General features: G+C 59.7%; 28 protein-coding genes and 1 pseudogene. 17 read left to right on the forward strand and 12 right to left on the reverse strand.

Annotated features, from left to right (window positions below; translation table 11 throughout):
- Window positions 1-99 precede the first annotated feature (99 nt).
- Both KUA23_RS23590 and KUA23_RS23595 read left to right on the forward strand, forming a co-directional pair.
- Complete coding sequence (locus KUA23_RS23590; protein WP_099494338.1) at window positions 100-858, forward strand: SDR family NAD(P)-dependent oxidoreductase; 759 nt, start codon at window positions 100-102, stop codon at window positions 856-858.
- A 50-nt stretch (window positions 859-908) separates the two neighbouring features.
- Window positions 909-1,847, forward strand: coding sequence for a LysR family transcriptional regulator (locus tag KUA23_RS23595; protein WP_252992941.1), 939 nt, complete (start codon window positions 909-911; stop codon window positions 1,845-1,847).
- On the opposite strand, the gene KUA23_RS23600 is transcribed toward KUA23_RS23595, so the two are convergent.
- Complete coding sequence (locus tag KUA23_RS23600; protein ID WP_078049929.1) at window positions 1,819-2,256, reverse strand: multidrug/biocide efflux PACE transporter; 438 nt, start codon at window positions 2,254-2,256, stop codon at window positions 1,819-1,821. The genes KUA23_RS23595 and KUA23_RS23600 overlap by 29 nt on opposite strands.
- Window positions 2,257-2,344: 88 nt before the next feature.
- Here KUA23_RS23600 and KUA23_RS23605 point away from each other — a divergent pair, with 88 nt between their 5' ends.
- On the forward strand, window positions 2,345-3,199 hold the full coding sequence (locus KUA23_RS23605) for a LysR family transcriptional regulator (RefSeq protein WP_252992942.1): 855 nt from the start codon (window positions 2,345-2,347) through the stop codon (window positions 3,197-3,199).
- A 63-nt stretch (window positions 3,200-3,262) separates the two neighbouring features.
- Here the strand turns inward: KUA23_RS23605 and KUA23_RS23610 are convergent, their stop codons facing one another.
- Window positions 3,263-4,105, reverse strand: coding sequence for a LysR family transcriptional regulator (locus tag KUA23_RS23610; protein WP_214497365.1), 843 nt, complete (start codon window positions 4,103-4,105; stop codon window positions 3,263-3,265).
- Between the two features lie 111 nt (window positions 4,106-4,216).
- Between KUA23_RS23610 and KUA23_RS23615 the strand changes: the two genes are divergently transcribed.
- Window positions 4,217-4,942, forward strand: coding sequence for an SDR family oxidoreductase (locus tag KUA23_RS23615; RefSeq protein ID WP_214497366.1), 726 nt, complete (start codon window positions 4,217-4,219; stop codon window positions 4,940-4,942).
- Window positions 4,943-5,007: 65 nt separating this feature from the next.
- Here KUA23_RS23615 and KUA23_RS23620 read toward each other — a convergent pair whose 3' ends face one another.
- The 4 genes from KUA23_RS23620 to KUA23_RS23635 are packed head-to-tail and all read right to left on the reverse strand — an operon-like array spanning window position 5,008 to window position 7,546.
- Complete coding sequence (locus KUA23_RS23620; protein WP_252992943.1) at window positions 5,008-6,231, reverse strand: RNA polymerase sigma factor; 1,224 nt, start codon at window positions 6,229-6,231, stop codon at window positions 5,008-5,010.
- Window positions 6,228-6,707: an SRPBCC family protein gene (locus KUA23_RS23625; protein WP_078049934.1), complete on the reverse strand. Its 480-nt coding sequence runs from the start codon at window positions 6,705-6,707 to the stop codon at window positions 6,228-6,230. Before KUA23_RS23625 ends, KUA23_RS23620 begins: the two co-directional genes overlap by 4 nt.
- 32 nt (window positions 6,708-6,739) lie before the next feature.
- The gene (locus tag KUA23_RS23630; RefSeq protein ID WP_078049935.1) at window positions 6,740-7,084 is read right to left on the reverse strand and encodes a YciI family protein; all 345 of its coding nucleotides are present in this window, start codon (window positions 7,082-7,084) and stop codon (window positions 6,740-6,742) included.
- A 42-nt stretch (window positions 7,085-7,126) separates the two neighbouring features.
- Window positions 7,127-7,546: a YybH family protein gene (locus KUA23_RS23635; protein WP_099494333.1), complete on the reverse strand. Its 420-nt coding sequence runs from the start codon at window positions 7,544-7,546 to the stop codon at window positions 7,127-7,129.
- A gap of 147 nt (window positions 7,547-7,693) precedes the next feature.
- Between KUA23_RS23635 and KUA23_RS23640 the strand changes: the two genes are divergently transcribed.
- Both KUA23_RS23640 and KUA23_RS23645 read left to right on the forward strand, forming a co-directional pair.
- Window positions 7,694-8,182: a GNAT family N-acetyltransferase gene (locus tag KUA23_RS23640; RefSeq protein ID WP_252992944.1), complete on the forward strand. Its 489-nt coding sequence runs from the start codon at window positions 7,694-7,696 to the stop codon at window positions 8,180-8,182.
- A gap of 20 nt (window positions 8,183-8,202) precedes the next feature.
- Window positions 8,203-8,808, forward strand: coding sequence for a pyridoxamine 5'-phosphate oxidase family protein (locus KUA23_RS23645; protein WP_252992945.1), 606 nt, complete (start codon window positions 8,203-8,205; stop codon window positions 8,806-8,808).
- Window positions 8,809-8,851: 43 nt separating this feature from the next.
- On the opposite strand, the gene KUA23_RS23650 is transcribed toward KUA23_RS23645, so the two are convergent.
- A complete protein-coding gene (locus tag KUA23_RS23650) occupies window positions 8,852-9,334 on the reverse strand; it encodes a GyrI-like domain-containing protein (protein WP_100492250.1) in 483 nt (160 codons plus the stop codon).
- 196 nt (window positions 9,335-9,530) lie between these two features.
- Between KUA23_RS23650 and alaC the strand changes: the two genes are divergently transcribed.
- A complete protein-coding gene (gene alaC, locus KUA23_RS23655; protein WP_078049940.1) occupies window positions 9,531-10,742 on the forward strand; it encodes an alanine transaminase in 1,212 nt (403 codons plus the stop codon).
- Window positions 10,743-10,897: 155 nt separating this feature from the next.
- Here alaC and KUA23_RS23660 read toward each other — a convergent pair whose 3' ends face one another.
- The gene (locus tag KUA23_RS23660; RefSeq protein WP_069078116.1) at window positions 10,898-12,250 is read right to left on the reverse strand and encodes a GntP family permease; all 1,353 of its coding nucleotides are present in this window, start codon (window positions 12,248-12,250) and stop codon (window positions 10,898-10,900) included.
- A gap of 84 nt (window positions 12,251-12,334) precedes the next feature.
- Window positions 12,335-12,868, reverse strand: coding sequence for a gluconokinase (locus KUA23_RS23665; RefSeq protein WP_099494329.1), 534 nt, complete (start codon window positions 12,866-12,868; stop codon window positions 12,335-12,337).
- A 223-nt stretch (window positions 12,869-13,091) separates the two neighbouring features.
- Between KUA23_RS23665 and gntR the strand changes: the two genes are divergently transcribed.
- The 9 genes from gntR (at window position 13,092) to KUA23_RS23710 (ending at window position 21,270) form a co-directional block, all read left to right on the forward strand.
- Window positions 13,092-14,123 carry an HTH-type transcriptional regulator GntR gene (gntR, locus tag KUA23_RS23670; RefSeq protein WP_177409545.1) on the forward strand — a complete coding sequence of 344 codons (1,032 nt, stop codon included), beginning with the start codon at window positions 13,092-13,094 and terminating at the stop codon, window positions 14,121-14,123.
- 292 nt (window positions 14,124-14,415) lie between these two features.
- Complete coding sequence (locus tag KUA23_RS23675) at window positions 14,416-14,835, forward strand: hypothetical protein (protein WP_252992946.1); 420 nt, start codon at window positions 14,416-14,418, stop codon at window positions 14,833-14,835.
- A 572-nt stretch (window positions 14,836-15,407) separates the two neighbouring features.
- Window positions 15,408-15,827, forward strand: coding sequence for a hypothetical protein (locus tag KUA23_RS23680; protein WP_252992947.1), 420 nt, complete (start codon window positions 15,408-15,410; stop codon window positions 15,825-15,827).
- A gap of 570 nt (window positions 15,828-16,397) precedes the next feature.
- A complete protein-coding gene (locus KUA23_RS23685; RefSeq protein ID WP_252992948.1) occupies window positions 16,398-16,817 on the forward strand; it encodes a hypothetical protein in 420 nt (139 codons plus the stop codon).
- Window positions 16,818-17,270: 453 nt separating this feature from the next.
- Window positions 17,271-17,510, forward strand: a complete 240-nt coding sequence (locus KUA23_RS23690; RefSeq protein ID WP_099494327.1) for a DUF6124 family protein — start codon at window positions 17,271-17,273, stop codon at window positions 17,508-17,510.
- Between the two features lie 190 nt (window positions 17,511-17,700).
- A complete protein-coding gene (locus KUA23_RS23695) occupies window positions 17,701-18,333 on the forward strand; it encodes a glutathione S-transferase family protein (protein WP_252992949.1) in 633 nt (210 codons plus the stop codon).
- Between the two features lie 15 nt (window positions 18,334-18,348).
- Window positions 18,349-19,086: an NAD-dependent epimerase/dehydratase family protein gene (locus KUA23_RS23700; protein WP_252992950.1), complete on the forward strand. Its 738-nt coding sequence runs from the start codon at window positions 18,349-18,351 to the stop codon at window positions 19,084-19,086.
- Window positions 19,087-19,224: 138 nt separating this feature from the next.
- Window positions 19,225-20,640, forward strand: coding sequence for an MFS transporter (locus tag KUA23_RS23705; RefSeq protein ID WP_078049945.1), 1,416 nt, complete (start codon window positions 19,225-19,227; stop codon window positions 20,638-20,640).
- A gap of 132 nt (window positions 20,641-20,772) precedes the next feature.
- Window positions 20,773-21,270, forward strand: coding sequence for a hypothetical protein (locus KUA23_RS23710; RefSeq protein ID WP_078049946.1), 498 nt, complete (start codon window positions 20,773-20,775; stop codon window positions 21,268-21,270).
- 90 nt (window positions 21,271-21,360) lie between these two features.
- On the opposite strand, the gene KUA23_RS30445 is transcribed toward KUA23_RS23710, so the two are convergent.
- The 3 genes and pseudogenes from KUA23_RS30445 to KUA23_RS23720 form a co-directional block, all read right to left on the reverse strand.
- The gene (locus KUA23_RS30445) at window positions 21,361-21,930 is read right to left on the reverse strand and encodes a methyl-accepting chemotaxis protein (protein WP_371858026.1); all 570 of its coding nucleotides are present in this window, start codon (window positions 21,928-21,930) and stop codon (window positions 21,361-21,363) included.
- Window positions 21,904-22,725: pseudogene (locus KUA23_RS30450) on the reverse strand (PAS domain-containing protein); the annotation flags it as partial. The pseudogene KUA23_RS30450 and the gene KUA23_RS30445, both read right to left, overlap by 27 nt.
- Before the next feature lie 122 nt (window positions 22,726-22,847).
- Window positions 22,848-23,717 carry a LysR family transcriptional regulator gene (locus KUA23_RS23720; protein WP_100492247.1) on the reverse strand — a complete coding sequence of 290 codons (870 nt, stop codon included), beginning with the start codon at window positions 23,715-23,717 and terminating at the stop codon, window positions 22,848-22,850.
- 96 nt (window positions 23,718-23,813) lie between these two features.
- Here KUA23_RS23720 and gstA point away from each other — a divergent pair, with 96 nt between their 5' ends.
- Complete coding sequence (gene gstA, locus KUA23_RS23725; protein ID WP_252992951.1) at window positions 23,814-24,416, forward strand: glutathione transferase GstA; 603 nt, start codon at window positions 23,814-23,816, stop codon at window positions 24,414-24,416.
- Window positions 24,417-24,474 lie beyond the last annotated feature (58 nt).

The raw sequence follows: 24,474 nt of genomic DNA on the forward strand, positions 1-24,474 counted from the left end.
TTCGCCTTATCCGACCAGTGATTCCGGTATAGCGCTGTTTATCACGTTATGGGCGAATAAATACACTGGGCCCCACTGATCACCTGAGAGGACCGCACCATGACCCGTAAAATCGCACTCATCACCGGCGCCAGCCGTGGCCTGGGCAAAAGCGCCGCGTTGCACCTGGCGGCGCAGGGCGTTGACATCATCGGCACTTACCACAGCGCGGCGGCTGAAGCCCAAGCGGTGGTCGAACAGGTTCAAGCACTGGGTGGCCGCGCCGCCATGTTGCAACTGGATGTGAGGCAGAGTGGCAGCTTCGATGGCTTTGTCGGTGAAGTCGGCCGCTTGCTCAAGGATGTATTTGCACAGGATCACTTCAACTTTCTGATCAACAACGCCGGCATCGGCGCCCACGCCAGCTTTGCCGAGACCACCGAAGCGCAGTTCGACCAACTGGTGGCGATTCACTTCAAGGCGCCGTTTTTCCTCACGCAAAAACTGCTGCCGCTGATTAGCGATGGCGGGCGTATCATCAATATTTCCAGCGGTCTGGCGCGATTCAGCCTGCCGGGGTATGCGGCGTATGCGTCGATGAAAGGTGCGATGGAAGTGCTGACCCGCTATCAGGCCAAGGAGTTGGGCGGCCGTGGGATCACCGTGAACATCCTCGCGCCCGGCGCCATCGAAACCGACTTCGGCGGCGGCGCCGTGCGCGACAATGCGGCGCTCAATACGATGGTCGCCAACAACACCGCCCTGGGTCGCGCCGGTTTGCCAGACGACATTGGTGGCGCGATTTCCACCTTGCTGGCCGATGGCAGCAACTGGATCACCGGGCAGCGCATCGAGGCCTCGGGCGGCATGTTTCTTTAAACATTCTGCGCTAGCATCAATGCCTTCAGATCACTGACGGGCAATCATCGATGAGTTTTGATCCAGGCTTGGCCGGTGGCATGGGCGTGTTGGCAGCGGTGGTCGACAGTGGCAGTTTCGCCCGCGCCGCCGACAGCCTGGACATGACCCCCTCGGGGGTCAGCCGCGCGATTTCACGCCTGGAAAAACGCCTGGGCATCCGCCTGTTCGACCGCACCACCCGCTCGGTGCAATTGACCGATGAGGGGCGACGTTTCTATCAGGAAATCGCCCCGCTGCTGGCCGGCCTTGAAGAGGCCGCCAACGCCGCCGCCGACAGTGCACTGACCGTGCGCGGGCGCCTGCGGGTGAATATCGACCCCTATTTTTCGCGACTGGTCTTGGGCCCGGTGCTGGGCGACTTCATGCGCCAGTACCCACACCTGCAACTGGACCTGCACACCCGCGACCAACTCGGCGACCTGGTGGCCGACGGCTTCGACCTGGCGATCCGCTTTGGTATCCCGCAGTCGTCTTCGTTGATCGCACGCAAGCTGATGGAAGTGCGCGTGCTCACCCTGGCCTCCCCCGCTTACCTTGCGCACTACGGTCGGCCGAATACGCCGCAAGCGCTGGAAACCGGGCACATGTGCCTGGACTTTCGCGACTCTCAGACCGGCCGCCCGTTTGCCTGGGAATTCCACCGGCCCGGCGAACAGATGACCGTGCGCACTGACGGCCGCCTGGTGGTCAACGATGCCAGCACCTTGTACAGCGTGTGCGAGCACGGCCATGCGGTGGCGCAGATGCTCGACCTCGGCCTGGCGCCGGCGCTGAACAGCGGCGCCCTGGTGGAATTATTCCCCGACTGGCCGGACGAGCGCTTTCCGTTGTACGCCTACTACCCGTCGCGGCATTTGCCCGCCGCCAAAGTGCGGGCGTTCCTCGACTTCGTGGCCTCGCTCACGCCCTTGCCGGCTCCTACAGGGCCAGTGCGCGGCGTTGCATGAATTTTTCCCGCAGTACGTCATACCCCCAGTGATACACATAGGTGTACGGCAAGAAGAACAGCAGCACCCCGATATCCAGCATGAACGCCTGCATCAGGCTGATATTCAGCCAGGCGGCGATCAACGGCACGGCGACGATGATCAGCCCGCCTTCGAACATCAGCGCGTGCAGCACCCGCGTCCAGCCCCCGCCGGAGAGTCGCAGGCGCACCTTGAGGCGATCAAACAGGCTGTTGAAAATGATGTTCCAGGTCAGCGCCAGCAGGCTCAGGCCCAAGGTCACCGCGCCCATTTCCAGGGCCGGCCTGCCGGTGATCCAGACCAGCAGCGGTGTGCAGATCAACAGGGCCAGGCCTTCGAAACCCAAGGCTTGGCAAACACGTTCAGTCATCGACTTGGTGGGGTGCATAACCCGTCTCCGTGAGTGGTGATGGTTGCCATGATTATCCTTTGAATCGATACTTCATAACTAATAACCATCGATCAAGGCGATAGTCATGGCCTCCCACGAAGTGTTGCAAGCGTTTGTCCAGGCGGCCACCCAGGGTTCGTTTTCCGCGGCGGCGCGCAAGCTGGGCAAGAGCCAGTCAACCGTCAGCGCGGCGGTGGCAAGCCTGGAGATTGACCTGGATGTGGTGCTGTTCGATCGCAGCAGCCGCAAGCCGACACTGACACCGGCCGGCCATGTGTTGCTGCAACGGGCCGAACAGGTGCTGGAGGCCAGCAGTCGCCTTGAGTTGGCGGCGAGCCAGTTGTCCCAGGGGTTGGAGCCGAAGGTCACGATCGCCATGTCCGATACGTACCAGTCGGAACGCTTTGAGCTCGCCCTCAAGGCCTTCGAACAGCGCTACCCAGACCTTGAATTGGAATGGCTGATCGCCGAATGCGAAGACTTGATCGCCCTGGTGCAAAGCGGTCGCGCACAGATTGCCTTTATCGAGGCCCAAGCGGTTTACCCGCCCGACCTGACGCGCTCGCCCGTGGCCGAACGCACGGAAATCGCGCTGTTCGTCGCGCCCACCCACGCCTTGACCCGCGCAGAAAACATCGACCCGCAAACCCTGCAGCAACACCGTGAATTGCGTCTGGCAAGCATCATCAGCCCCAACGAAACGCGTCCCTGCGGCCGTGTGTGGTCGGCGCCGAGTTTTCTGATGCTGATGGAGATGGCGCAACTCGGCTTTGGCTGGGCGGAATTGCCACGCTGGCTGGTGGAACGTTTCGGCAATGCGGGGCTGGTTGAACTCAATATCCGCGGCTGGCCACGTTCGGTGGCCGTGGATGCGCTGTGGTCGCGGCAATACCCACCAGGGCCGGCGTGCAGTTGGATGTTGAGCCAGATGATCGAATAACCAACACTTACTGATAAACAATAAAGATCAAACTGTGGGAGCGGCGTTGCACCCTCGATAGGGTCAGGCCGCGACGCGTTGCGGCGGGCGGTGGGTCTGGAAGTATTCGTGCAGGGCACGTAGTGCGGGTAACGCCAGTGCTTGCGCGGCGAAGCACAATCCGACTCGGCGCGTGGGGGCCGGCAGGTGCCATTCGCGAATCACCACGCCTGCGCGCTCCGCCGCCAATGACTGCGGCAACATTGCCACGCCCACACCGGCCGCCACCATGTGCAAGGCCTGGGTCAGCGAGCCGGCATGCCCGGCCACTGATTGCGGCGAGCGACCGTACAGGGCCATCAAGCGCTGATGGGAATCGTGTTGCGGGCAGGTGATCCAGTCTTCAATCGGCGCCCACGCCTGTTCCGCTCCCGCCTGCGCCATCGGGTGCGCGGCAGGCAAGGCCATCACGTAGGACTCTTCCCATAGCGGCAGGAACAATTCGTCCTCGCAGCACATTTCCTCCACGGCCAGGCGTCCTTCGCCTTGGCAGCCCTCCTGCAAGGTCAGCAGTAATCCGGGCAGGCCTTGGTGCGCCATGCGCAGGAAGGTTTCGATCTGGCTGTCGGCAATATCGCCCTCCACCCCCAGCTCCAGGGCGATGCGATTTTCGCCTCCGCGAAACAGACGGCTCAACCCCTCGGCTTCCGCCACCATGCGCCGCGCCTGGGGGTACAACACCCGCGCTTCGGCGCTGACCTCCACACCACGCGGCTGGCGCAGGAACAGCGCCACGCCCAACTCCTCTTCCAGTTGCTTGATGGTCACCGACAGGGTCGGCTGGCTGATAAACAAACGCTGGGCTGCGGCGGTGATATTGCGTTCTTCAAAGACCGCGAGAAATGCCTTGAGGTGACGAACATCCATAGCTGAATCCGATGGCTGACAGAGGAATAAGGCATTTTTCAGCCCTGGCGGCGCTAAATATACTGCGCCCACGATCCAGTTATCGATTTTTCTTATTGCAGGAGTCCACCCATGAGCAAGCCATTGGTCATCATTACCGGCGCCAGTTCCGGTATTGGCGAAGCCACCGCCCGCCTATTGTCAGCCGCCGGCCACCCGCTGTTGTTGCTGGCGCGTCGCATTGATCGCCTCAACGATCTGGGCCTGCCAAACACCTTGAACCGTGGCGTCGACATCACCGACCGCGCCGCCCTGGTCGCCGCGGTGCAAGAAGCCGAAGCCCAGTTCGGCCCCGCCGACGCACTGATCAACAATGCCGGCGTGATGCTGTTGGGCGCGGTCAGCGAGCAAGACCCGGCGCAATGGGCGCAGATGCTCGACGTCAACGTGAAGGGCCTGCTCAACGGCATTCACGCCGTGGCGGGCAGCATGGTTGCGCGCAAGGGCGGCACGATCATCAACGTCAGCTCGGTGGCCGGGCGCAAGACCTTCCCGAATCACGTGGCGTATGTAGGCACTAAGTTCGCCGTGCATGGGATTTCGGAAAACCTGCGCGAAGAATTGTCGCCAAGCAACGTGCGTGTGATCACCATCGCCCCGGGTGCAGTGGAAACCGAACTGCTCAGCCACACCACCGACGAGGCGATCAAGAGCGGCTACCAAGCCTGGAAACAGGACATGGGCGGCACCGTGCTCAGCGCCGATGACGTGGCCTCGGCGATTGCCTATGCCTACCAGCAACCGCAGCATGTGTGCATTCGCGAGATCGTGTTGGCGGCGACGCGTCAGCAGCCGTAACCCGGATATTGCAAACAACGCGGTTCAATGTGGGAGCTGGCTTGCCAGCGCCTACATGCGGACCATCAGTGTTGGCGGGAATGCAGCTCGGCCAGGCGCCTTTCGAGGAAGCGTTTTTCCGGGGCTTGCTGGGTCAGTGACAGGGCTTTTTCGTAGGCTGCGCGCGCCTCCTCGACGCGCCCCAATTGCCGACAAAACTCGCCCTGCGCCGAATGCGCCAAGTGGTACTCCAACAACTCGCCCCGCGCCAGAATCCTCTCCACCTGCTGCAACCCTGCCAACGGACCGTCGCGCATGGCCAGCGCCACGGCGCGGTTCAGTTCGATCACCGGTGAGGGCACGGCCCTGAGCAACACATCGTAGAGCCCGACGATTTGCGGCCAGTCCGTTTCATCTGCACGCGTGGCTTCGGCATGCACTGCCGCGATGGCCGCCTGCAAGCCATACGGGCCAAAGCGCCGAGTGCCCAGCGCCTGCTCTGCCAACGCGCAGCCTTCGGCAATCAGGGCTGCGTCCCACAGCGAGCGGTCCTGCTCATTCAGTAGCACCAACTCTCCGTTGGCCGAGGTGCGCGCCGAGCGGCGGGATTCATGCAACAGCATCAGCGCCAGCAGCCCCATCACTTCCGGCTCGGGCAGCAACTCCATGAGCAAACGCCCCAGTCGAATGGCTTCGCGCGTCAACTCTTCACGGGTCAGGTCAGCGCCCATGGACGCCGAATACCCTTCGTTGAACACCAGGTAAATCACGCGTAACACGCTGTCCAGTCGTTCGGGCAACTCATCACGGGATGGCACCTGATAAGGGATTTTCGCCTCGCGGATCTTGCCCTTGGCCCGCACGATGCGCTGGGCAATGGTGGTGGGCGTGGCCAGGAATGCCCGGGCGATTTCCTCGGTGGTGAGGTCGCAGATCTCACGCAAGGTCAGCGCGGCCTGGGCATCCGCCGCCAGCGCCGGGTGGCAGCAGGTGAAGATCAGGCGCAGGCGGTCGTCTTCCACGTCTTCGTCACTCCAGTCAGCCGCCTCCAGTGCGTCGGCCTGCTCCTGCAACAGCGGGGTAAAACGGGCCTGGCGGCGCAGCCGGTCGATGGCCTTGAAGCGCCCAGTGGACACCAGCCACGCCCGTGGATTGTCCGGCACACCGTCCAGCGGCCACCGTTGCACCGCGACCAGAAAGGCCTCGTGCAGGGCCTCCTCGGCCAAATCGAAGTCGCCCAGCAAGCGAATCAGCGTCGCCAGTACCCGGCGCGATTCGCTGCGGTAGAGAGCATCGATCGCGAGGGTCAATCGCCCATGCCCTGGGTCACCAGCGTCACCAGGCGGTCCAGGCTCTGGCCCCAGCCATCGTGAAAGCCCATCGCTTCGTGCGCCTGTTTGTCTTCGGCGCTCCAGTGCATGGCGCGGGCGGTGTAGAGGGTCTTGTTGCCTTCGACTTCCTGCAGGGTCACTTCGGCGGTCATGAACGGCTTGCCCGACGGAATCCAGCCCGGCGCGAAGGCGTCCGTGAACACCAGCCGCCGTGGCGCGACGATTTCCAGGAACACGCCTTGGGTCGGGTATTCGGCGCCGTCGGGCGCGCGCATCAGGGTGCGGAACAGGCCACCGACCCACAGGTTCATTTCGCACTCGGGGGTGGTCATGCCGTGGGGGCCCCACCATTGTTGGAGCAAGCTGGGCTCGGTCCAGGCACGGAACACGCGGCTGCGCGGTGCATCGATGACGCGGCTGATGGACAGTTCAAACTCGGCAGGTTGCGTAGACATGGGGTAAACCTCTTGAGTCTTATGGTTGTTGTTCAGAGATTCAATTCGCGCACGGGGCGCACTTCCACACTGCCAACCCGGGCAGCCGGAATACCGCCGGCCACCTGGATCGCTTCGTTCAAATCCCGCGCCTCGATCAGGTAGAAGCCGGCGAGCTGCTCCTTGGTTTCGGCAAACGGCCCGTCGGTGATCGACAGCTTGCCATTGCGCATGCGCACGGTGGTGGCGGTGGCGACCGACTCCAGCGCTTCGGCAGCCAGCATGCGCCCACTGCCGTGAACGGCTTCGGCGTAAGCATGGCATTCCGGGTCCTTGGGGCTGTCGGGCAGGCTGTGCAGCAACGCTTCGTCGCTGTAGACCAGGCACAGGTATTTCATGGCGTTCTCCGTTTTCGGACTACTGACTATAGATCGCGGTGGTCAAGGTTTCAGGTCAAACAGACCGGCGCCGGTTGCCATGTCGAACGGCGCAGACCAATGCTCATGCACCACCTTCCACTGGCCATTGATGCGCTGGTAGCCGGCCGTCACACGCATCCAGCAGGTCTTGAGCACGCCATCCGGCCCGGTGCCACCGCAGTGGGCAAGCCAGTGGGCAAAGGCGCTGTCGTCTGCGGCGACGATCTGCAGCTCATGAAAGTCAAACACGCCGGGGCCAGGGCAGAACTCCATGCACGCCTTCCAATGCGCCTGGTAGGCGGCCTTGCCCTTGAATTGCAGGGCGCTAACGGCGTCGAACGCGACGATATCGTCGGCGTAGAAGCTGACAATTTTGTCGACGTCCTTTGCGGTGACGGCGTGTTTCCATTGCTCGATCAGGGTGCTGATGGCGGTGCTCATGGTGAGACTCCTTCGGGTGGAAAAGCGCGGAATACACCCTTAATCGAACAAGCCAGCGGCAAATCGACAAGCCACTGAAAAATAATTTCGCCCCCGGCAAACCCGCTAGAATCCACGCCTCTTTGTAGGATTTCGGATGCGCCACCGATGGAAACCCGCCTCGTCCCCTATGAGACGCTGAGCCTTGTGCAGAAACAGCAACTCGACACCCTGCAAGTGCATCCCGAGCAACTGGCGTACTCCGGTGATATCTACTGTGCGCTGAACAGCCTGCTGGTCAACCCCAACCCCGGCGCCATCAAAGGCTTCGCCCTGCTCGCCGACGACCTGCCCGTGGCCTTCCTGCTGCTCAAACGCCCACCCTGCCTGCCCCACTGGGCCGATGAACACAGCGCGACCTTGCACGCGTTGCAGGTGGATCGGCATCAACAAGGGCGCGGATTCGGCAAGGCCTGCTTGCAAGCCCTACCGGCGGCAGCACTGGAAGCGTGGCCGCAGATCAAGGGCCTGGAATTGTCGGTGGACGCGGACAATGTGGCGGCGACGGGGTTGTATCTGAGAGCTGGGTGGGTGGACAGCGGGGAGGCGTATAAGGGGCGTATTGGGTATGAACGCCGGCTGGCGTTAGTATTTTGAACGATAAGGAGGTGGTAAGCATGCTGACAACCCTCGAACAACTCGAAACCCTCTACGGCCTTCCCCACGAGCGCGCCGTGCGCAAGGAAATTCCGTTTCTCAACGAGGACTACCAGGCCATGGTGCGGGCTTCGCCGTTGGTGGTGGTGAGTTCGTCCGGGCCGGAGGGTATCGACGGTTCGCCGCGCGGTGATGTGCCGGGGTTTGTGCGGATTGTGGATGAGCGCACCTTGGCGATCCCGGATCGGCCGGGGAACAATCGCCTGGATACCCTGCGCAACCTGGTGCAGGACCCGCGCATTGCGTTGCTGTTCATCATCCCGGGGGTCGGCGAGACCTTGCGTGTGAACGGCCGGGCGCAGATTTCCATCGAGCCGCAGCTGCTGGAGAGTTTTGCAGTGAACGGCAAGCCAGCGCGCTCGGTGATTCTGGTGCAGGTGGAGGCCGCGTATTTCCACTGCTCCAAGGCGTTTGTGCGCTCGGACTGCTGGAACCCCGAGAAGCATCTGGACCGCTCGGCATTGCCGTCGGCGGGGGCGCTTCACAAGCGGCTCAACGATGGGCAGTTTGACGCCGAAGCCTATGACCGGGAGATGCCCGAGCGAGTCAGAAGCACGCTGTATTGATACCACTGCAGGAGCCGGCTTGCCGGCTCCTACGCGGTCGTGGTCAGCCTCGTTCGCCCACGGGCAGCCAGATCTCTACCGTACCGGTGCCTTTGCGCGCGTCAAAGTCGGCGCTGTAGCGCTCGAAATCCGCGCCCATCACCTTGTAGCCTGAATGCGGCAGCCATTCGAACATGATGCGCTCGTACGTTTGCTCCAGTGCCTGCACCGGCCCGTAATGCGCGAACACGGCATAGTTGAGCGGCGGAATCTCGATGGACTCGAAGTTGCTTGGTACGTCGCCTTTGGTGGGGACTTCGACCCCGGCCATGTAGTCGAATTCGCCATGCTTGGGGTTATGGCAAACACCATAAGTCACACCGCCCACGCGCTTTTTGATGTCCTTGATGCAGGTGTCGAACAACTCCCACAGCTTGGGGATATCGCCCACGGTGGCCTTCGAATAACGCCCTTGCACCCCGGCGATCACCAGGGCTTTACCGGCTTCCATGCGTGGCTCTAACGGTTGTTTTGTCTGCTGATCCATACGAACAGTCTCCTTCTTATGAGGGAACAAACCCGCATCGAGTATAGGGGCATATCCACGCTGTACTCCATGCAGAAAATTTTCCTGCGCATCTGGACAACTGGCCATCATCGACCGTATTGTCTGCCCCGCAGGCCACCGCAGTGGCCGACGTCGCTCGGACGGTTCCGGGCGCTTACGTACTCTCGAGGCAACAATGGCCGACCAAGGTTCGCCGCGCCGCTTTGCGCGCATAGATCGACTCCCCCCGTATGTTTTCAATATCACTGCCGAGCTGAAGATGGCTGCGCGTCGGCGCGGCGAAGACATCATCGACTTGAGCATGGGTAACCCAGACGGCGCCACGCCTCCCCACATCGTGGAGAAAATGGTCACCGTCGCCCAGCGCGAAGACACCCACGGCTACTCCACCTCCAAAGGCATTCCGCGTCTGCGCCGGGCTATTTCGCGCTGGTACAAGGACCGCTATGAAGTGGACATCGACCCCGAGTCGGAAGCCATCGTCACCATCGGTTCCAAGGAAGGCCTGGCGCACTTGATGCTGGCCACCCTGGACCAGGGCGACACCGTACTGGTGCCCAACCCCAGCTACCCGATTCATATCTACGGTGCCGTGATTGCCGGCGCCCAGGTGCGCTCGGTGCCGCTGATTCCGGGCGTGGATTTCTTCGCCGAACTGGAACGCGCGATTCGCGGCTCGATCCCCAAGCCGAAGATGATGATCCTCGGTTTCCCGTCCAACCCGACCGCGCAGTGCGTGGAACTGGACTTCTTCGAGCGCGTGATTGCGCTGGCCAAGCAGTACGACGTGCTGGTGGTGCATGACCTGGCCTATGCCGACATCGTCTACGACGGCTGGAAGGCCCCGTCGATCATGCAGGTGCCCGGTGCCAAGGACATCGCGGTGGAGTTTTTCACCCTGTCCAAGAGCTACAACATGGCCGGCTGGCGCATCGGCTTCATGGTCGGCAACCCGGAACTGGTCAACGCCCTGGCGCGGATCAAGAGCTACCACGACTACGGCACCTTCACCCCGCTGCAGGTGGCAGCCATTGCGGCGCTCGAAGGCGACCAGCAATGCGTGAAAGACATCGCCGAGCAGTACCGCCAACGCCGCAATGTGCTGGTCAAGGGCCTGCATGAACTGGGCTGGATGGTGGAAAATCCGAAGGCGTCGATGTACGTCTGGGCGAAGATTCCCGAGCAGTATGCCGCCCTGGGTTCGCTGGAATTTGCCAAGAAGTTGCTGCTGGAGGCGAAGGTGTGTGTGTCGCCGGGCATCGGCTTTGGCGAGTATGGCGATGATCACGTGCGCTTTGCGCTGATCGAGAACCAGGACCGGATTCGCCAGGCGGTGCGCGGGATTCGCGGGATGTTCCGGGCGGATGGGCTGGTCACCAAAGCCTGACGCAATCCACCTGTAGAAAGGTGATCAAAAATGTGGGAGCTGGCTTGCCTGCGATAGCATCACCTCGGTGTATCTGCTACACCGAGGTGTCTGCATCGCAGGCAAGCCAGCTCCCACATTTGATCGGGTTACCACATGGGTAACGGTGGTGCGGCTTAGACCACCAACGACAACAACATGATGAAGATCAGGGCCACGATAGACAGGATGGTTTCCATCGCCGTCCAGGTCTTGAACGTCTCGGCCACGGTCATGTTGAAGTACTGCTTCACCAGCCAGAACCCGGCATCGTTGACGTGAGACAGGATCAACGAACCCGCCCCCGTCGCCAACACCAACAGCTCACGGTTAACCCCCGGAATCATCCCCACCACCGGCACCACGATGCCCGCGCCAGTAATGGTGGCCACAGTGGCCGAACCGGTTGCCACACGAATCACCGCCGCCACCAGCCACGCCAGCAGGATCGGGTTGATCTGTGCATTCACCGCCATGTGGCCGATCACATCACCCACGCCGCTGGTCACCAGCATCTGCTTGAAGCCACCACCGGCACCGATGATCAGGATGATCGCAGCGGTCGGCGCCAGGCTGGCGTCGAGCAACTTGAGGATCTGCTTGGAATGGATGCCCTGGCGATGGCCAAAGGTGTACAGCGACAGCAGCAACGCCAGCAACAGCGCGGTGATCGGGTGACCGATCATGTCCATCCAGTTGCGCACCACGTTGCCTTCGGCAAACGCGATGTCGGCGAAGGTTTTCAGCAGCATCAGGAACACCGGCAGCAGCACGGTGACCAGGGTGATGCCGAAGCTCGGCAGGTCTTTGTTCTCAGGTTCGCGGGCCAGTTGATCGACCAGTTCTTGGGACGGGTTGCCCGGGATGTACTTGGCGATGAACGTACCGAAGATCGGGCCGGCGATGATGGCGGTCGGCAAAGCGACGATCAGGCCGTACAGGATGGTCTTGCCGATGTCGGCGCCAAACACGCCGATGGCCAGCAACGGGCCGGGGTGCGGTGGCACCAGGCCGTGTACCGCCGACAGGCCGGCCAGCAGCGGGATGCCGATCTTGATCAGCGACACACCCGTACGGCGCGCGACGATGAACACCAGCGGGATCAACAGCACAAAGCCGATCTCGAAGAACAGCGGGATGCCCACCAGGAACGCGGCGAACATCATGGCCCACTGGACCTTCTCTTTGCCAAAGGCGCGGATCAGGGTCTGGGCGATCTGGTCGGCACCGCCGGATTCGGCCATCATCTTGCCGAGCATCGTGCCCAGCGCAAGGATAATGCCGACAAAGCCGAGCACCCCGCCGAAACCGTCCTGGAACGCCTTGATGATCTTGTCCACGGGCATGCCCGAAGTCAGGCCGAGGAAGCCGGCCGCGATGATCAGCGCAATGAACGGGTGCACCTTGAACTTGGTGATCAGAACGATCAACCCGATGATGGTAACGACTGCGTCAAGCAGTAGGTAGGACTCGTGGGACATGCCAAACATGGGGGGTCTCTCCTGTTTGTTGTTGTTATTAAAGCGGGTGTTGAATTTCCTGCCGGGGATAGCGCTATCTTTTCCGGCAAAAAATTATTTGGATGGTTCAAAACCGTGTTGCAGCCACCAGGCGTTGGTCTGCTCGGCCAGTTCCTCGACGCTGTCATCACTGGCGTTGAGGGCCAGGGTCAGCGGCTCGCCCTTGGGCGATTCAAGGGTGGCGAACTGGCTGTCTATGAGGCTTGCCGGCATGAAATGGCCGGGGCGATGGGACACCCGGTCGGCAGCCACGGCGCGGGTCAGCTCCAGAAACACGAAACCCAGGCCCGGCGCAGCTTCGCGCAGGTGGTCGCGGTATTTCTTCTTGAGGGCTGAACAGGTCAGTACGGGGTGCTCGCCCGCTTTGAGCGAACGGCGCAGTTCATCGCACAGGATGTCGAGCCAGCCGGCGCGGTCGTCGTCGTTGAGGGGGTGTCCAGCGCTCATCTTTTCGATGTTGGCGGCGGGGTGAAAGCTGTCGCCTTCGATGGCAGTCGCACCGTTCAGACGGCACAGGGCCTCGCTGACGCTGGACTTGCCACAGCCGGAAACACCCATGATGACCAGGGCGGTAACAGGTTGACTCATGAAACACCTCAGGACGCAGATAGCGCTACCTTTGCACGCTGTAAGGCTAGTGCAAAAACAGGCTTTTCCCGCGCCGTCTTGTCTTTTTTTGGGAGTGACGCGTGCATCCTCTCCAAGCGGCTTACTCAAATTCAGACCGGATCAGGCAACCCGTTATTCAAGAATTTGCAGCCCTCTGGAGACAGCGCTACCTTAGTGCCTCGATTTTTGTTTGGCAAGCTGCCTGATGACCTCCAAGAACGATAAAAAATTGCGCACCACGGGTCGCCCGACCCTCAACGAAGTCGCCCGCCTGGCGGGCGTCAGCCCGATTACCGCCTCCCGGGCCCTGCGCGGTATCAGCACCGTCGCCACCGAACTGGTGGAAAAGGTGCAGCAGGCCGCCGCCGAACTGAACTACGTGGTCAACCCCGCCGCCCGCGCCCTGGCCTCGGCCCAGAGCCATTCGGTCGTGGTGTTGGTACCGTCGCTGTCCAACCTGCTGTTTATCGAAACCCTCGAAGCCATCCACCAGGTGCTGCGGCCCAAGGGCTTCGAAGTGCTGATCGGCAACTCCCACTATTCCCGTGACGAAGAAGAAAACCTGCTGCGCAACTACATGGCCTACCAGCCACGGGGGTTGTTGCTGACCGGGTTTGATCGCACCGAAAGCGCCCGACGGATGGTCGAGGCCAGCCATGTGCCTTGCGTGTACATGATGGATTTGGACCCGAACGCCGGCGTGAACTGCGTAGGGTTCTCGCAATTGGCGGCGGGCGAGACGGCGGCGGCGCACCTGCTGTCCCGTGGGCGCAAGCGCCTGGCGTACATTGGCGCGCAGTTGGACCAACGCACGCTGCTGCGGGGTGAAGGTTTCCGCCGCGCACTGCAACAGGCCGGTATGTATGACCCGGCGCTGGAACTGCTGACACCGCGCCCCTCCTCCGTGGGCCTGGGTGGCGAGTTGTTCTTGCAGCTGCTGGCGGCGCATCCGGACGTGGACGCGATCTTCTTCGGCAACGACGACTTGGCCCAGGGCGCGCTGCTAGAAGCCCTGCGCCATGGCATCAAAGTGCCGGAGCGTGTGGCGGTGCTGGGGTTCAACGACTTGCCGGCGTCGTCGTTCATGGTGCCGCGCCTGAGCAGCATCAGCACCCCGCGTGAAGCGATCGGCCGGCGTGCGGCGGAGCATTTGTTGACGATCATGGCGGGCAACAAGATCGCCAAGCCGGTGGTGGATATGGGGTTTGAGTTGCAGGTGCGGGAGAGCACATGAGCGTCTAGCCGGCCATAATTTTGGAGAATTGAACGTGCTCTGATAGGCAAGGCCATGGACAACACACCCCGCGCCACTGACACAAAAATTGCACCTGGAAAGGCGTGCCCTCTGAGGTGCAAATTTTTCTGTTTAACGCTTCAAAAAAACTTTTAGCCTAGCCACTACCCCACAATAAAATACTGTCAACTATGACAGTAGACAATGCCTCACTTACGACGCGTAATAAGGACGACAGTTTAGTTAACCTATAAAACTGTGAGCACTTTAAACAAACAAAGGAGTTTCACTCATGAAGTTTTATACAGGCAAAGAAGACGCCCCCTTTTCAGAAGGGAATTTCAACATAACAAAATCGCCAGACGGTCCATTTATCACCGACCAAGTCAGAATGGATAAAGACAACAGATACCTCCATGTCTCAGGTTACAAAATACTTGACAGTGGTGAACGCGCAAGAGTATCTCTAACCTTTCTTAATAAAGAAGGAACATTCACGGGCAACTTCGGCAACCCTGATCTACCACCATGGGGTTCCTACAATGTAGGCAACTGGGGGTACCTGGTTCGGCAAGGAGAAACAACACACACCTACCTCGAAAAGCCTGAACATGCAACCGGCAAATTTCGTTTCATCGTAAGGATCGACGGTACAGATGTTGAGTGTGAAGGCGATTTCAACGTACAAAAGCATGCAGATCCCTACCCCTAATTCGTTTCCTTTTACAACTCACTGCTTTTTCCGGCTCTATATTAGAAAGTTAGAGCCGGACCCTCTTCAGAGAGGCGTTAGCCCTCGCCCAGCAACCTCAGGTTCTCGCGAACCAAGAACAGTTTCAGTATCGTCGAATCAGCTGAAGGTAAAGTTAGCTGCTAAACCATAAGTTTGTTCACCCCCCCTATTGACACAATGGGCATAAACTCTCGCAAACCGTAAATCCGGTGGTGGATATGGGGTTTGAGTTGCAGGTGCGGGAGAGCACATGAGCGTCTAGCCGACGACCATAATTTTGAAGAGTTGAACGTGCTCTGATAGGCAAGGCCGTGGACAACACACCCCGCGCCACTGACACAAAAATTGCACCTTGAAAGGCGTGGCCTCTGAGGTGCAAATTCTTCTGTTTAACGCTTCAAAAAAACTTTTAGCCTAGCCATTACCCCACAATAAAAATACTGTCAACTATGACAGTAGACAACGCATCACTTACGACGCGTAATAAGGACGACAGTTTTAGTTAAACTATAAAACCGTGAGCACTTTAAACAAACAAAGGAGTTTCACTCATGAAGCTTTATACAAGTAACGAAAACAACTTCTTTTCAAAAGGGAGTTTCAACATAACAAAATCGCCAAACGGTCCATTTATCGCCGACCACGTCAGAATTTATACAGACCTCGGATATCTCGCTGTCACAGGGGACACAATACTTGACAGAGGTGAACGCGCAGGAGTAAGTCTATACTTTCTTGCTATAGAAGGAACATTCATGGGCAACTTTGGCGGCCCTGATGTAACACCATGGGGTTACTACGATATAGTTAACTGGTCGCACTCTGCTCTGCGCGGAAAAACAACACACACCTATCTCAACAAGCCTGAACATGCAACTGGCAAATTTAGTTTCATCATAAGTATCAGCGGTACAGAACATGAGTGTGAAGGCGAATTCAACGTACAAAGGCTTATGAATCCCGTCCCCTAATTCACTCCCTTTTACAACTCACTGCTTTCCGGCTCTATATTAGAAAGTTAGAGCCGGACCCTCTTCAGAGAGGCGTTAGCCCTCGCCCAGCAACCTCAGGATCTCGCGAACCAAGAACAGTTTCAGTATCGTCGAATCAGCTGAAGGTAAAGTTAGCTGCTAAACCATAAGTTTGTTCATACCCCCCCTATTGACACAATGGGCATAAAACTCTCGCAAACCGTAAATCCGGTGGTGGATATGGGGTTTGAGTTGCAGGTGCGGGAGAGCACATGAGCGTCTAGCCGGCCATAATTTTGGAGAATTGAACGTGCTCTGATAGGCAAGGCCATGGACAACACAACCCGCGCCACTGACACAAAAATTGCACCTGGAAAGGCGTGACCTCTGAGGTGCAAATTCTTCTGTTTAACGCTTCAAAAAAACTTTTAGCATAGCCATTACCCCACAATAAAAATACTGTCAACTATGACAGTAGACAATGCCTCACTTACGACGCCTAATAAGGACGACAGTTTTAGTTAAACTATAAAACTGTGAGCACTTTAAACAAACAACGGAGTTTCACTCATGATTTTTCATAAAGACAACGAAGACGGCCCCTTTTCAACAGGGAGTATCAACGTAACAAAATCGCCAATCGGCCCATTTATCGCCGACCAAGTCAGAATGTATAACGAGAGAAGATATCTCTCTATCTCAGGTTACAAAGTACTTGACAGTGGTGAACGCGCAAGAGTATCTCTAACCTTTCTTAATGAAGAAGGAACATTCACGGGCAACTTCGGCAACCCTGATCTACCGCCATGGGGTTACTACGGACTAGGCGACTGGTCCTGGACTGCTCTGCGCGGAGAAACAACACACACCTACCTAGAAAAGCCTGAACATGTAACCGGCAAATTTAGTTTCATCGCAAGGATCCACGGTGCAGATGCTGAATGTGAAGGCGAATTCAACATACAACAGCATTCAGATCCCTACCCCTAATTCACTCCCTTTTACAACTCACTGCTTTCCGGCTCTATATTATAAGTTAGAGCCGGACCCTCTTCAGAGAGGCGTTAGCCCTCGCCCAGCAACCTCAGGATCTCGCGAACCAAGAATAGTTTCAGTATCGTCGAATCAGCTGAAGGTAAAGTTAGCTGCTAAACCATAAGTTTGTTCATCCCCACTATTGACACAATGGGCATAAAACTCTCGCAAACCGTAAAGCCGGTAGTGGACATAGGGTTTGAGTTGCAGGTGCGGGAGAGCACGTAGGACGCCTGTAGGGCGCGACTGACATTGCGGTAAGCGCCTTGCCCGTTTGCCTACGCTTACGTCAGAATCCGCCGGCTTGTGCGCCGAGGTGGGGGGGCTCTAAGGTTTGCCGGTCGCTGAATGTCTCGGTGATCGGGTTTAGTAGCCCACTTTTGGACCTCCTAAACCAGGAGCACTGCTTTGATCAAACAAATCGAAAATCCGCCAAGCACGCTGTTCACCGTCATCCCCGATATCCCGATCGAAACCCTGCTGATCAATAGCTACGAAACCGTGTGTTCCGTCAGTACCCTGTTGCTCGACCTGTCCGACGACCTCACCGGCAAGCAACGCGATGTCGCGCTGGCCATTCACCAACTCAGTGAGCTGAGCGTGCTGTTGGTGGGCAAGGCGATGGACCAGCACACGCCACGCTGTTAAGGCCCTACTCGGTCAAAATGTGGGAGCGGGCTTGCTCGCGAATGAGGTCTGTCAGCACCAAATAAGCTGGCTGGTCTACCGCATTCGCGAGCAAGCCCGCTCCCACAGTTTTTACTGTGCCCACTTGGAAATATCGCCGTAGCCTCCTGCCCCTGCTAGATTGGCTGCTCTCCACCGCCAGGGAAGCACCATGGGACACTCACTGAAAATCTTGGGCCGCACGTCCTCTATCAACGTGCGCAAAGTACTCTGGACCTGCCAGGCACTGGGCATCGACTACCAGCGCGAAGACTGGGGCATCGGCTTCAAGCCCACCCAGTCCGCCGAATTCCTGGCCTTGAACCCCAACGCCCAGATCCCCGTGCTGATTGACGACCACGGCGTGCTGTGGGAGTCCAACACCATTTGTCGCTACCTCGTAAACCTGTACCAGCGTCATGACCTGCTGCCCGCCGAGCCGGCACCCCGTGCCCGGGTCGAGCAATGGATTGACTGGCAAGCCATCGAACTCAACCGCGCCTGGGGCGACGCCTTCACCGCCCTTGTGCGCAACAACCCGGACGGCCTGGACGCAACGCAGATTGCCGCCGCCGTGCAGCGCTGGAATGACAGCATGGGCATTCTCGAACAACAGCTGGCAAAGACAGGTGCCTACGTGGCCGGCGACGAATTCACCCTCGCCGATATCCTTATCGGCCTCTCGGTGCACCGCTGGCAGATGACGCCCATGGAGCGCCCGCCCTACCCCGCCGTTGCGGCGTACTATCAACGCCTCGGCCAACACGCCGGGTTCAAGACCTTCGCCCTCGACGGCCATCACTAACCACAAGGGCTACACGTGAAAGGACTCAACGTACTGCTCACCGGCGCCTGCGGCAGAATCGGCAAGACGTTTTTCGAGGCCTCGCAAGACCGCTACCGCTTCACCCTCACCGACCGCGTCACGCCGGACTTCGACCTGGGCGAGCACCGCTTCGTCCACGCCGACCTCAGCGATCGATCCAGCCTGGCGGCATTGCTCGAAGGCATCGACGTGATCGTGCACCTGTCGGGCATCCCCCACGCCAGCGCGTCATTCGAAGAACTGCTGCCCAACAACATCCTCGCCACCACCTACCTGTTCGAAGCTGCCGTGGCCGCTGGCGTGAAACGCCTGGTGTTCGCCAGCAGCGCGCAAACTATCGAAGGGTACCCGGTGGACCGCCAAATCACGCCTGGCATGCCCGTGATGCCCGCCAACCTGTATGGCGTGAGCAAATGCTACGGCGAGGCGCTGTGCGGCTACTACGCGGCAAAAACGCTGTTGTCGACCATTGCCCTGCGTATCGGCGCCTTCGAATTCCGCGAAACCCACGACCTCAACAACGCCCGCGACCTCAGCGCCTGGCTCAGCCCGCGTGATGCGGTGCAGTTGCTGCAACGCTCGGTAGAAGCCGAGGGCGTCAAGCACCTGATCGCCCATGGCATTTCCAACAACCGCTTCAAACGCCTGGACCTCAGCGAAACCACGCGGGTGCTGGGCTACCAACCGGTGGACGACGCATTCCAGACGTTCGACATACCCATCACCTTCTGAGCGCGCGCCATAAAACCCTGAAACATAACGCCGGCGCGCAATAAATCAGCGAATCGGCGTGTCAACGGGCGCAACTTCACACGCGCAGATTTCCGTTAGCACGCTAAGATTCCAGGTCACTGCCACTGGAATACGCCCATGTCCACACTCAACGCCCGCGCCACCGACGGCATCGACCCCCTCCGCGCCGCCCACATCAGCGCGCGCATCGACCGCCTGCCAGCCGTCGCCACTGTGTGGCGTCTGGTGGCGCTGCTGTCGATAGGCGGTTTTTTCGAGCTGTATGACCTGTTCCAAACCGCCTACATCAGCCCCGGCCTGATCAGCGACGGGATTTTCCACACCGGCAGCCAGGGCGTGTTTGGCTTCTCGGACCAGGCCGCCTTTGCCTCGGCGACCTTCCTGGGGCTGTTCCTCGGCGCCAGCCTGCTCAGCCCCATCGCCGACCGCTTCGGGCGCCGGGCGATCTTCACCTTTGCGTTGATCTGGTACACCGTCGCCACCGTGTTAATGGGCATCCAGACCTCGGCGCTGGGCATCATTTGCATGCGCTTTTTGGTGGGCATCGGGCTGGGTATCGAACTGGTAACCATCGACGCCTACCTCTCGGAACTGGTGCCCAAGCGCATGCGCAGTTCGGCGTTTGCCTTCGCATTTTTTATCCAGTTTTTGTCGGTGCCGGCGGTGGCATTGATGTCGTGGTGGCTGGTGCCCCAGGCGCCGTTCGGCGTGTCAGGCTGGCGCTGGGTAGTGCTGAGCAGTGCGGTATTTGCGCTGTTTATCTGGCAACTGCGCAAGCGCCTGCCGGAATCCCCGCGCTGGCTGGCGCAGAAAGGCCGCTTTGAGGAAGCCGGCACGATCATGGACAACCTGGAGGCGCGCTGCCAGAAAGATCACGGCAAACCGCTGGATGAGCCCGAGCCCGAAGCCGTCAGCGTGCAGGGCAGCGGCCGCTTTGCCGATATCTGGCAACCACCGTACCGCCGCCGCGCGTTGATGCTCATCGTGTTCCATGTGTTCCAGGCCATCGGCTTCTTTGGCTTCGGCAACTGGTTGCCCGCGTTGCTGTCAGGCCAAGGCGTGAGCGTGACCCACAGTTTGCTCTACGCCTTTATCATCACCCTCGCCTACCCCTTGGGGCCGCTGCTGTTCGTGAAGGTGGCCAACCGCTTTGAAAACAAATGGCAGATCGTCGGTTCGGCCCTGGGCGCGATGATCTTCGGCAGCCTGTTCGCCCTGCAAACCACGGCGGTGGGGCTGGTAATTTGTGGCGTGATGATCACCTTCTGCAATGCCTGGCTGAGCTTCAGCTATCACTCGTACCAGAGCGAACTGTTCCCCACCAACATCCGGGCGCGGGCGGTGGGCTTCTGCTACTCGTTCAGCCGCTTGTCCACGGTGTTCAGCAGCCTGCTGATCGGCTTTATCCTCGAACACCTGGGCACGCCGGGCGTGTTGGCGTTCATTGCCAGCAGCATGCTGATCGTGATGATCACCATCAGTTGGTTCGGGCCGCGTACGCGAAACCTGGCGTTGGAAAATATCGCCCATTGACGGCAACGGTTGGCCGCCGGCGGGACAACACTTGCCGCGTCGGCCACCGCCCCCCAGTAAAACCGGGCACTTCACACCCGGCACACTATTTGCTCCACCTGTGGCACCGAACATTTCCCCAGGTGACCGATCATGCTGGTTAACAACAACACCCAAGCCGTTTCGACTGTTCAACAGATCAAGCGACCCGACATGGATCCCGCCAACGCCGCCGCCAGCGCGCTGTACAGCGGTGCCCTGCAAGCCGCGCAGCAAAGCGTGACCGTGCCCGCCGCGCAGAAGGAACTGGACAAGGCCGCCGACCGCATCGACGAAGCCTTTGCCAAGACCCGCGTGCAGCTGCAGACCAGCGCGTCGACCAGCGATGTGCCGGCGACCAGCGCCGCTTCCGGTGCACGCTCGGAGTTCACCGACTATATGAGCAAATCCCCGGCCGAGCGCATCCGTGACCAACTGCTCAAGGAGCAGGGTTTGACCGAGGCGGATTTGCAGAACATGTCGAAGGAAAAGCAGGATGCCTTCTCCAAGCAAGTGGCCGAGCGCTTGAAGCAACAGCAAGAACAGCAGGTAGCCGCCAAAACTGCTGACCCGCAGGCCCAGACAGTCAAAGAAACCCTGGCCGCAATCTAACAGCCCCCAAGTCACTGTAGGAGCCGGCTTGCCGGCGATAGCGTTCTCAAGATCGCCATCGCCGGCAAGCCGGCTCCTACAGGGTTTGGGTTATTGCAGTTGTAACGTCGAGTTGAACTGACCGATCGCATCCACTACGTGCCGTGACCCCTCCTGAATTTCCAGGATCACCTGCCCCGCTTCATTCGCCAATTCCACCCCCAGCCCCGTGCGGCTTAGGCTCGACTGCATGCTCGACACCGCGCTCAGCGACAGGTCGTGGTTTTTGCGCACCACATCGACAATTTCCACCGTCGCCTGGCTCGTCCGTGCGGCGAGGCTGCGCACCTCGTCTGCCACCACTGCAAAACCGCGCCCGTGTTCGCCCGCCCGCGCCGCTTCAATCGCGGCGTTGAGCGCGAGCATATTGGTCTGCTCGGCGATGCTGCGGATGGTCTGCACGATGGCGCCAATGATGTCCGATTGCTTGCTGACTGCGTCGATACTCACGGCGGCCTGGTTCAGGTCGTGGGAAATTTCTTCGATGATCTGCACGGTTTGCTGCACCACCTCCGACCCCTTGCGGGCGCAGGCGTCGTTTTGTACCGAGGTGGCATGGGCCGAGTCGGCGGCGTTACGCAGGGTGGTGACCTGGTCGGTGATGTCGCTGGCAAACTTCACCACTTTGTACAGGCGGCCATTGGTGTCGAAGATCGGGTTGTAGGAGGCTTCCAGGAACAGGGTCTTGCCGTATTTGTTTTTGCGCTCGAAGCGGTGCGAGTGGTATTCGCCACGATTGAGCGACGCCCAGAACGCCTTGTAGGCCGGTGATTCCACTTCATTGCGGTGGCAGAACATGCTGTGGTGCTGGCCGACGATTTCATCCAAGGAATACTGCACGGTCTTCAGGAAGTTTTCGTTGGCGTTGATGATCTGGCCCTGCGGGGTGAACTCGATCACTGCCATGGAGCGGCCAATGGCATCGATCAGGCTCTGGTTTTCATGTTCGTGGTGGACCCGCGCCGTGATGTCCGACGCGACTTTGATCACGCTCTGCACGTGATTGTCTTTGTCCAGCACCGGCATGTAGCTGGCTTCCAGCCAGACTTCCTGGCCATGCTTGTTCAAGCGCATGAAGGTGCCACTGAGCGCCTGGCCTCGCGCCAGGTCGCGCCATAGCTTGGCGTAGGCATCGGTGTGGGTGTAGGGCTCGTCGCAAAAGAGGCGGTGATGTTTACCGCGTATTTCCTCGACGCTATAGCCCATGGTTTTGCAGAAGTTGTCGTTGGCGTCGAGGATCACGCCACTGGGGTCGAACTCGATCATGGCCATGGAACGGCTGATAGCGGCGAGTTTGGCGTTGGATTCGGTGAGTGCGCAGGAAAAACGTTCGATTTGTTGCAGGTCGGATTTGTGATGGCGGTTGAACATGGTCAGATCACCCTTGATTCCCGGCGCCCGTAAGGCGCATTCCATTCTTTTGTTGGCTATTGCTGGCACACCTTCATGGGGAAATAACCATCCAAATCGCTTTATATGCCAAGCGTCATCAACGGTTCCGGGTGAGCATAGACAGGGCTTGGCGCTATGCAAGGCCACTAGTCAGCCAGCATTTTTAACAATGCGAGGGCCGCGGCTGACAGCGGGCGATCCGACGAGCCGACCAAGGCAAATTCGCGGTGCAGCGGCACATCCAACGCCATCACGCGCAGGCCCTTGCGCTGGGACGGCAAGGCCATTTCCGGCACCAGTGTGACGCCGACGCCCTCACGCACCAGGCTGAAGGCACTGTTCCATTCACGCACCTCAACGCGTACATCGCGCAGGGTCAGCCCGGCGGCGGCGCCCAGGCTGCGGGCATTAGCGGTACAGCCACCAGTAGCCAGCACGAAAGGCTGCTCAAGCAATTCCTCAAGCGACACCGTGGCATCGGCGGGGCGTTGCGCCAGCGCGTGCTCCACTGGCAGCACGGCCATCCACAAGTCACGGCCCAACACCGTCGCATTGCGCTCGGGCGTGGGGTTGAGCACCACGCCCAAGTCGATAAGGCCGGTGTCGAGCAGGGTGAGCACTTCGTTGTCAGTGACATCCAAGGTGGTGACGTCGATACCGGGATAGAGCTGCGCAAAACGCTGCAATGCGGGTGTCAGAAAGGTCGCCAGCACCATGGGGAAACTGGCGATGCGAATCGTCCCACGCAACATGGGCCTGGCTTCGTCCACGGTGCTACGAATCGCCTGCAACGCCCCAAGCATGACTCGCGCCTGCTCGATCACACTCAAGCCCAGGGCAGTGGGCAAGGTCTTGCGCGGTTCGCGGGTAAACAGCTGCGCCCCCAGCGTCGCTTCCATACCGGCCATGGCCTGGCTGGCGGCGGATTGGGTCATGCCCACGCGCTCGGCGGCGGCGGTGATGCTGCCGTGATCGGCCACGGCCACCAGCAAGCGCCAGTGCATCAGGTTCATCATGGCAGTAGCTGTCCTTATGGCAGGGGTCTGAACGTTTAATTTTACGCACGGTGCCACGCCCGCGAGACTGGCGCAAATTCAACGGAGCTGCCCCAGATGAAACTGTATTTCTTCCCCCACGCCTGTTCTCTCGCACCGCATATCGTGCTGCGCGAATTGGCGCTGCCGTTCGACCTGGTCTTGGTAAATAACCAAGCCAAGACCACCGCCGACGGCGAAGACTTCCTGCAGATCAACCCCAAGGACTACGTCGCGGCGCTGAAACTGGACAACGGCCAGGTGCTGACCGAAGCCAGCGCGATCCTGCAATACCTGGCCGACCTGAAACCCGCCGCAGGCCTGGCACCGGCTAATGGCAGCTGGGAACGCGTGCGCCTGCAGGAGTGGCTGAACTTCGTTGCCACCGAGATTCATGGCGGCTTGGCGGTGTTCTTCAACGGCGCGATCCAGGGCGAGGTGAAAGCGGCATTCCAGGCCACGCTGTTCAAGCGTTTCACGGTGCTGGTGCAGACGCTGGAGCGCCAGGATTACCTGTTGGGTGCGCAGTACTCGGTGGCAGATGCCTACCTGTTTGTGGTGCTGCGCTGGGCGGCGTTTCACGCGATTGATTTGGATAAGTGGCCGGCGCTGGCGGCGTTTCAGCAGCGGGTGGGTGAGCGGCAGGCGGTGATTGCGGCATTGGCCGCCGAGAATCCATAAGGCAAACGCAGCCCCTGTAGGAGCCGGCTTGCCGGCAATGGCGTCCTCACGGGCCCTA

Source organism: Pseudomonas pergaminensis, assembly GCF_024112395.2.
GTDB classification, from domain to species: Bacteria; Pseudomonadota; Gammaproteobacteria; order Pseudomonadales; family Pseudomonadaceae; genus Aquipseudomonas; species Aquipseudomonas pergaminensis.